The organism is Frankia sp. R82, assembly GCF_023716925.1.
Taxonomy (GTDB): domain Bacteria; phylum Actinomycetota; class Actinomycetes; order Frankiales; family Frankiaceae; genus Frankia.
The window spans coordinates 1-6,847 of sequence record NZ_JAMQQG010000244.1 but is presented as its reverse complement, the minus strand read 5'-3'; the positions used below and the strand labels follow the sequence as shown (position 1 = coordinate 6,847).

Below are 6,847 nucleotides of genomic sequence, written 5' to 3'. Positions count from 1 at the left end.
GGGGCCGGGGCTGGGGCCGCCGGCGACGCCGGCTCCGGCGCCACCGGCACAACCGGGAGTGCGGGCGGCGGTGCGGGTCGCCCGGCGCGCACGGGTGGGGCTCCCGGCATCGGCCGGGCCGCGGGGGTCGGGGGCTCGGGCGGTCGAGGCCGCTCCGGCGCGGCCGGCACCCCGCCCCGGGTGACGATCCGTCCCCCGAGGGGCGGCGTCTGGCAGGGCGAGGACTTCGCGATCTGACGGTGGCAGTGGCAGTGGCAGTGGCGGTCGCAGGGCCGGCGGCTCAGGCGAGGTGATGCAGCTCGTGAAGGAACAGACCCGGTAGCAGGTCGGCGTTGGAGACACTCGCCGCGAAGGTGAAAGCGACGCTCACCTGGTCGTCCAGTCCGCCGAGGACGACGCTCAGCGGACCCTGGCCGCGCAGCGGGAAATGGGCCAGCCCGGTGATCCGTCGCCCACAGGCGGCGAGCGGGCCGGACATACTCCGCGGATTGCTGACCGAGATCGGGTACTTCGCTTTTTTCGGATCACTGAGGCGCGTGGAGGTCGTCGCGATCTGGCGGACCAGCGATGCCGGCAGTCGGGTGACGACGGTCCGCTCGAACAGCGCCGGCTCGGTGTCCCTGATCACACGGGTGTGGTTCGAAACCCGCTGCAGGCGCAGGTGACGATCCGGTTCGCCGACGGGCAACGGCACCCAGACGACCGACGAGTAGTTGCTCAGGGTCCGCGCCTGCTCGGGCGGCCGGACGCTGAGCGGCATCGCGGTGTGCAGGAGTGGATGGGCGGCGAGATCCCAGTCCCGCGGGGCCCAGGCACGGACGGCGCCGGCGAGTGCGGCGAGAAAGATGTCGTTGATGGTCACGTCGTGGCGCCGGCTTGCCCGACGCAGGGTCGGCAGGGTGGTCTCGGCCAGATAATGCCGGCTCGGACCCGTGGGGAGACCGCCCCAGATCGTCAGGTCGTTGCGCCCCAGTGGATTGTGCCGGGCCCGGTTGGCCTCGGCGAGCAGGTCACGCGGCCGCACCTGCGGACGGGTCCGTAACCGGCCGGTCGACACTGGTTCCGGATCCTCGCCGAAAAGCATCCACAGTGCACTGTGCATGGCCGCACCGTCCTGCTGGATATGGCTGCAACGGTAATGGATCATAAAACCGTCGGCGTTCTCGTCGTCCCGGCGAACGAGGAAGACCCGCCAGGGTGGTCGGTTCAGATCGAGACGGGTGGAGGCCGAGATCCGGTCAATCACCTGTGGCCCGGATCTCCGCAGGTCCGTACCGGTCGGCTCCGGCTCAGGCCAGACCGCGGCGTGGTAGTCGATGTCGATGTCGTTCATCGGGACCGTCGACCACTCCGGTTCCCCGCGCCGGTTCGTCGCGAGCCGCTCCCGCAGCGCCGCCTGGCGGTTCATCCGCCCGGCGACGTGGGCCCGCCATTCCTGGTCGCTTGGTGGGCGTCCGTCGACGAACAGCAGGGTCCCCTTGTCCAGGGCGATGTCCGGTGCGCCCTGTTGAAACCCGAGAAACGCCTGGTCGTACGGGGAAAGCGGCCGTGATCCGGGCTTTTCGTGACCGGTCGGGGAATTCCGTTTCATGGTCTTGATGGACATGTGTGATCCTCGGCGGGAGATGGCTTTCTGGCGGTACGAGACGCTAGCTTTGTGCTCCTGATCCACGCCTTGGATGCAACACGTTCGATATAGCCCGACCGGGCCATTCGCGCTCACGTTCGGCGGTGTCCGGTCCGACCGTGTCCAGCCGGAAATATCGTCGTTCCGGGGTGGTCGAAATCAATGACCAGTCTTCTTCGTTGATCGCTGTACACGGACCCGGTCGGACCCGGTCGGACCCGGTCGGACCCGGTCGGACCCGGTCGGACCCGGTCGGACCCGGTCTGGCCCCGCGGGCAACCTGCCCGGGTGGCGATCCGCCCCGGGTGACGATTCGTGTGCCCAGGGGCGGCGTCCGGCCGGGCGAGGGCTTCGTCATGGTACCCACGACCTCTGATCGGCCACTGGCATCTGGTGGGCTGTTGGTACCTGGTTGGCCACTCTGTGAAGTTGGCCGTTCTCCGAGATGACAGCAATACGCCTCATGTGGAGGGTTGTTCGAGGATTCAGCCCCCGAATCCTTGACTAACCCTCCACATGGCACCCGTTAACCCTCGGTGGAACCCCTGCCTACCCTGGTCGCTGCTCCGACCTGGCCCGCGTGGACGTAGATTATTGCAGTATGGGTTCGAGTGAATGCGAGATGTGATTGCGAGATGTGATTAACAATCACGATCGGCGGTACCAGCGGCGGTGAGCAGGGTGCGCACGAGGGCGGTCGGGAGACCGATGACGGTGTCGAGGTCACCGTCGACGTGGGTGACGAAGGGGGCGGCGCCGCCCTGGATGGTGTAGGCGCCGGCGGCGTCCATCGGTTCGCCGGTGGCGATGTAGGCGGTGAGCTCCTCGTCGCCGACGTCACGCATGGTTACCGTGGTGGTGGCGACGCCGGCGTGGGACGTGCCGGTCGCCGCGTTCAGGATGATCACGGCGGTGACCACGCGGTGGGTGCGTCCGCGCAGGTCGCGCAGCATCGCGAGGGCATGCTCGGGGGACTCGGGCTTGCCGAGGATCCGACCGTCGAGCTCGACGACGGTGTCGCTGCCGAGAACGAGGCGGTCGGGGCGCGACGCGGCGACGGCGCGGGCCTTGCGCTCGGCGAGCTCGGCGGTGACCCCGGGTGCGTCAGTCGCGACGGTGGACGACTCGTCCACGCCACTGACGACCACCTCGAAGGGGACGCCGAGCCGGGCCAGCAGCTCCCGGCGCCGCGGTGACGCGGAGGCAAGCACGAGTCGGGCGATGGCCGTCATGCCACCGGAGGCTATCCCGATCGGGCCATTGTGCGGGGCCGTTCGTCGGGTCGGCCGCAGGGCCGATGGTCGCGGTGGTAACGGGGCGGTCGGCGTGGTGACGACGGGGCGGCAGGCCCTCGACGAGCTGCGACATCCCGTCCGCGGACGCGGGGGAGGGCGGGCGGGAGAGCCGGGAGAACAGGACGAGTGGACATTGACCGCCGGGCCGGTGCCGCGGGGTGTGCGTCGATCGTGAATGTCGGCGATAATGCCGCGCGACCTGCATGAATGACGCCGGTGGACGTGTCTGTTCCAGGAAAACGGTCGGGCGCCGGTTAAGTATCTCTCACCGGCTCGGGAGTCGAGAGTCGGCCATCGCCGTACTTACACTGGCGGCAGCAGGGCACCATCCCACCCACCCGGCGAATCCACATCATCACCAGGAGGGTGACAATGGCTATTCCGCCGCGTCAGGCGATTCGGGTCGGCGCCTATCTGGCGAAGCAGAAGATCCTGCGTCGCGAGAAGTTCCCGATCACGCTCGAACTGGAACCGCTGTTCGCCTGCAACCTGGCCTGTGAGGGCTGCGGCAAGATCCAGCACCCGGCGGACGTGCTCAAGCAGCGCATGCCGGTCGAACAGGCCCTGGCCGCGGCCGACGAGTGCGGCGCACCCGTGGTGTGCCTCGCCGGTGGCGAACCGCTCATGCACCCGCAGGTCGAGCAGATCGTCGAAGGCCTGGTCAAGCGCAAGAAGTTCGTCTACCTGTGCACGAACGCGCTGCTGCTGCCACGCAAGATCGACAAGTTGACGCCGTCACCGTACCTGTCGCTGGCGGTGCACATCGACGGGCTCGAGGACCGCCACGACGAGATCGTCGCCCGCAAGGGCGTGTTCGCCCAGGTCGTCGACAACATCAAGGACGCGCAGGCCCGCGGTTTCCGGGTCACCACGAACTCGACGTTCTTCAACACCGACTCCCCGCAGAACGTCATCGAGGTGCTCGACTTCCTCAACAACGAGATCAACGTCGACGGGATGATGCTCTCCCCGGCCTATGCCTACGAGAAGGCGCCGGACCAGGACAACTTCCTCGGCGTCGAGGAGACCCGGGAGCTTTTCCGGAAGGCCTTCGCGGACGGTCGCCGCAAGAAGTGGCGGCTTAACCACTCGCCGCTCTACCTCGACTTTCTCGAGGGCAAGGTGGACTTCGGGTGCACCGCGTGGGGAATCCCGTCCTACTCGCTGTACGGCTGGCAGCGTCCCTGTTACCTGATGAGCGACGGGTACGCGAAGACGTACAAGGAGCTCGTCGAGACTACCGACTGGGACCGGTACGGCCGCGGCAAGGACCCGCGGTGTGCCAACTGCATGGCCCACTGCGGGCACGAGCCGACGGCCCTGGCCGCCACCCTCGGTTCGCTGCGCGAGACGATCCGCGCCGCGATCCCCTCGTAGACCTCCCGCGGTCTCGCGAAACCGCGGTCCCGCGAAACCGCGAGCTCAGAGCCCGCGGGGGCGGGCGGGTTCGCGGGTGATGGTGGCCAGGGTGTGGGGACGGTCGGACGGTCCTGCCGTCGTCACCCGGTACAGCGCCGACACCCGGTCACGGTGGATCGTCTCGGCCGTGGCCGTCACCGGCTGCGACGCCTGCGCGGGTCGCAGGTGCGTGATCCGGATCCCGGTGGTGCGCTCGGGGCTGTCCGCTCCGGCGAGCGCGTCGGTCACCAGATCGGACAGGCACAGCAGCACGCCACCATGCACCGTCCGGGCCGCGGTGGTGAACACCGAGTGCCCGGGAAGAATCAGCCGGCCAAGCTCGCCGTGACGGGTCGGCCCCGCCGCGGCGAGCCCCAGGGCCTCCAACAGACTTCCGTGCGGGGCCGACCGTGGGCCGCTGTGCGTGCCGCCGCTGTGCGTGCCGCCGGCGGGTGAGTCGCCGGCGGGTGAGTCGCCGGTGGACGGGTTGTTGCCGGTCATCCGGTAGGCCCAGCGGAACCGTCCGGTGGCGAGGGCGGCGAGCCGTCCGGCGCTGTCACGTACCTCGCAGACCGCCACCGCGCCCCGCTCGTCCCGCCCGCGCAGCCGGGCGTCGGCCACCAGATGCGGACCCGACCAGGGCGGCCGGGTGACGATCTCCAGTGACAACTCGGTCAGCACCGCCCGCACGCTCGGCACGCCGTACGAGCCGGCGGACTCGGGTGCGCCCGGCCCATCCGGTGGTGACGCCAACTGGACGAGTCTGCCCAGCGCATCGTCGACGAGCACGCCGAGCGCACCCGCCGTCGGCTCGCCACCCGCGCCGACCAGCCACGGACCGAGCTGTGCGACCAGACGTACCCCGAGCGCGGTGGGGGTGCGCGGCCGGGGATCCACCCGGAACCGGCTGCGCGCGTCCTCCCCACGCCCGTCCCCTCGCTGCGCCCCCCACCACGACGGCACCGCCATCGGCGGGGTGTCCGGCGCTGGCGTGGTGCGCTGGGCTGGCGTGGTGCGCTGGGCTGGCGTGGTGCGCTGGGCTGGTGTGGTGCGGGTACTGGCCGTGGTGCGGGTGGCCGAGGATCTGCTCATGCTGCGGCTCGCGTCATCGCCATCCTGCCTGACCGGTAGGCCGTCCGGCCTGACCTGGTAGTCCGTCGTCCTACCCGGTTGGTACGTCCAGGGCGCCGCGAATCCTCGGGGGTCCGGCGTGCGGCAGTACCCGAACGGCGGTGCCGGGCAGGGATAGAGTCCGTATCCGGAGGCACCTCCATATTCGCTCCGGGAGGACAGGCATGGACATCGGGCTGCACATCGCCGACTTCACCTGGTCCGGCGGGCCGGCGACGCTGGCGCAGGACCTCACCCGGGTGGCGATCACCGCGGAGGACGCCGGCTTCACCAAACTCAGCGTGATGGACCACGTCTGGCAGATCGGGGCGGTCGGCCCGCCCGAGCACGACATGCTCGAGGCCTACACCACGCTCGGTTATCTCGCCGCCCGCACGTCCCGCATCGACCTGCTGGCCTGGGTCACCGCGGTCGTCTACCGGGAGCCGGGTCTGCTCGCCAAGATGGTTACCACCCTCGACGTTCTGTCCGAGGGACGGGCCTACCTCGGCATCGGCGCCGCCTGGTTCGAGCAGGAGGCCCGCGGCCTCGGCCTGGACTTCCCATCCACCGCCGAACGCTTCGAACGGCTCGAGGAGGCCCTCGAGATCTGCCTGCAGACCTGGGGTGACTCCGACGCGCCCTACCAGGGCAAGCACTACCAGCTCGAACGCACCCTCGGCGTGCCGCGCCCGCTACGCCGCCCGCACCCGCCGATCCTCATCGGCGGCAGTGGCGAACGCAAGACCCTGCGCCTGGTCGCCCGCTACGCCCAGGCCTGCAACCTGTTCGGCGGCCCCGACGTCGCCCGCAAGCTCGACGTTCTGCGCGCCCACTGTGCCGACGTCGGACGGGACTACGACGAGATCGAAAAGACCGTCATGGCCCCCCTCGACCCCGGCCCCAACGGCGAGAACATCGACGGCATCCTCGAGAACCTGCGCTCGCTGGCCGCCCTCGGCATCACCCACTACCACGGCTGGGTACCCGACGTGGCCGCGATCCGCCCCCTGGACCTCCTCGCCGAGCGCCTCATCCCCATCGCCGCCACCTTCTGACCCGTCCCGGTGTCCGTTTGCCCCCCCGTCCCGTCCCGTCATCCCATGCCTCGTCTCGCCCCGCCATGCCTCGTCCCGCCCCGCCCCGCCATGCCTCGTCCCGTTACTTCACGCCCCGCCCCGTCCCGCCCCGCCCCGCGGGTTGGCAAGGTCGTCCGGGTCATCCGATTTGCTCTCTTTGCGTATCTCGCCGGGGCCAGGAAGCGATCTTCCGCTGGTCGGAGATGCCTTGATCGGATCCTGCCGAGGCCAAGTGAAGGATCGACGCACCTTTTTCTTCACTAAGAGCTTGTCTCATGTGGGGTGTGGGAGTTTCTTCCAGCAGGTGATCGCGGCGGCCAGGCAGAGGAACCCGAGGA

At 69.5% G+C, this 6,847-nt stretch carries 5 protein-coding genes and 1 pseudogene; 3 read left to right on the top strand and 3 right to left on the bottom strand.

Translation table 11 applies throughout. The features are described 5' to 3' along the window. Window positions 1–237 (top strand): annotated as a pseudogene (locus ND747_RS19450) (hypothetical protein); the annotation flags it as partial. A gap of 43 nt (window positions 238–280) precedes the next feature. Here the strand turns inward: ND747_RS19450 and ND747_RS19445 are convergent. Both ND747_RS19445 and ND747_RS19440 read right to left on the bottom strand, forming a co-directional pair. Continuing rightward, a complete protein-coding gene (locus ND747_RS19445) occupies window positions 281–1,606 on the bottom strand; it encodes a wax ester/triacylglycerol synthase domain-containing protein (RefSeq protein ID WP_251735218.1) in 1,326 nt (441 codons plus the stop codon). A gap of 662 nt (window positions 1,607–2,268) precedes the next feature. Continuing rightward, window positions 2,269–2,859 carry a nucleoside triphosphate pyrophosphatase gene (locus ND747_RS19440; protein ID WP_251735217.1) on the bottom strand — a complete coding sequence of 197 codons (591 nt, stop codon included), beginning with the start codon at window positions 2,857–2,859 and terminating at the stop codon, window positions 2,269–2,271. Window positions 2,860–3,294: 435 nt separating this feature from the next. Here ND747_RS19440 and hpnH point away from each other — a divergent pair, with 435 nt between their 5' ends. After that, window positions 3,295–4,299 carry an adenosyl-hopene transferase HpnH gene (gene hpnH / locus ND747_RS19435; RefSeq protein ID WP_251735216.1) on the top strand — a complete coding sequence of 335 codons (1,005 nt, stop codon included), beginning with the start codon at window positions 3,295–3,297 and terminating at the stop codon, window positions 4,297–4,299. Window positions 4,300–4,344: 45 nt separating this feature from the next. Here hpnH and ND747_RS19430 read toward each other — a convergent pair whose 3' ends face one another. Next, a complete protein-coding gene (locus tag ND747_RS19430) occupies window positions 4,345–5,412 on the bottom strand; it encodes a PaaI family thioesterase (RefSeq protein WP_251735215.1) in 1,068 nt (355 codons plus the stop codon). Between the two features lie 203 nt (window positions 5,413–5,615). Between ND747_RS19430 and ND747_RS19425 the strand changes: the two genes are divergently transcribed. Continuing rightward, the gene (locus tag ND747_RS19425) at window positions 5,616–6,488 is read left to right on the top strand and encodes an LLM class F420-dependent oxidoreductase (protein ID WP_251735214.1); all 873 of its coding nucleotides are present in this window, start codon (window positions 5,616–5,618) and stop codon (window positions 6,486–6,488) included. Window positions 6,489–6,847 lie beyond the last annotated feature (359 nt).

Bases quoted from the DNA above. Each gene is read 5' to 3' on its own strand.
- hpnH (WP_251735216.1), top strand. From the start codon at position 3,295: ATGGCTATTCCGCCGCGTCAGGCGATTCGGGTCGGCGCCTATCTGGCG.
- ND747_RS19425 (WP_251735214.1), top strand. From the start codon at position 5,616: ATGGACATCGGGCTGCACATCGCCGACTTCACCTGGTCCGGCGGGCCG.
- ND747_RS19440 (WP_251735217.1), bottom strand. From the start codon at position 2,859: ATGACGGCCATCGCCCGACTCGTGCTTGCCTCCGCGTCACCGCGGCGC.
- ND747_RS19430 (WP_251735215.1), bottom strand. From the start codon at position 5,412: ATGAGCAGATCCTCGGCCACCCGCACCACGGCCAGTACCCGCACCACA.
- ND747_RS19445 (WP_251735218.1), bottom strand. From the start codon at position 1,606: ATGTCCATCAAGACCATGAAACGGAATTCCCCGACCGGTCACGAAAAG.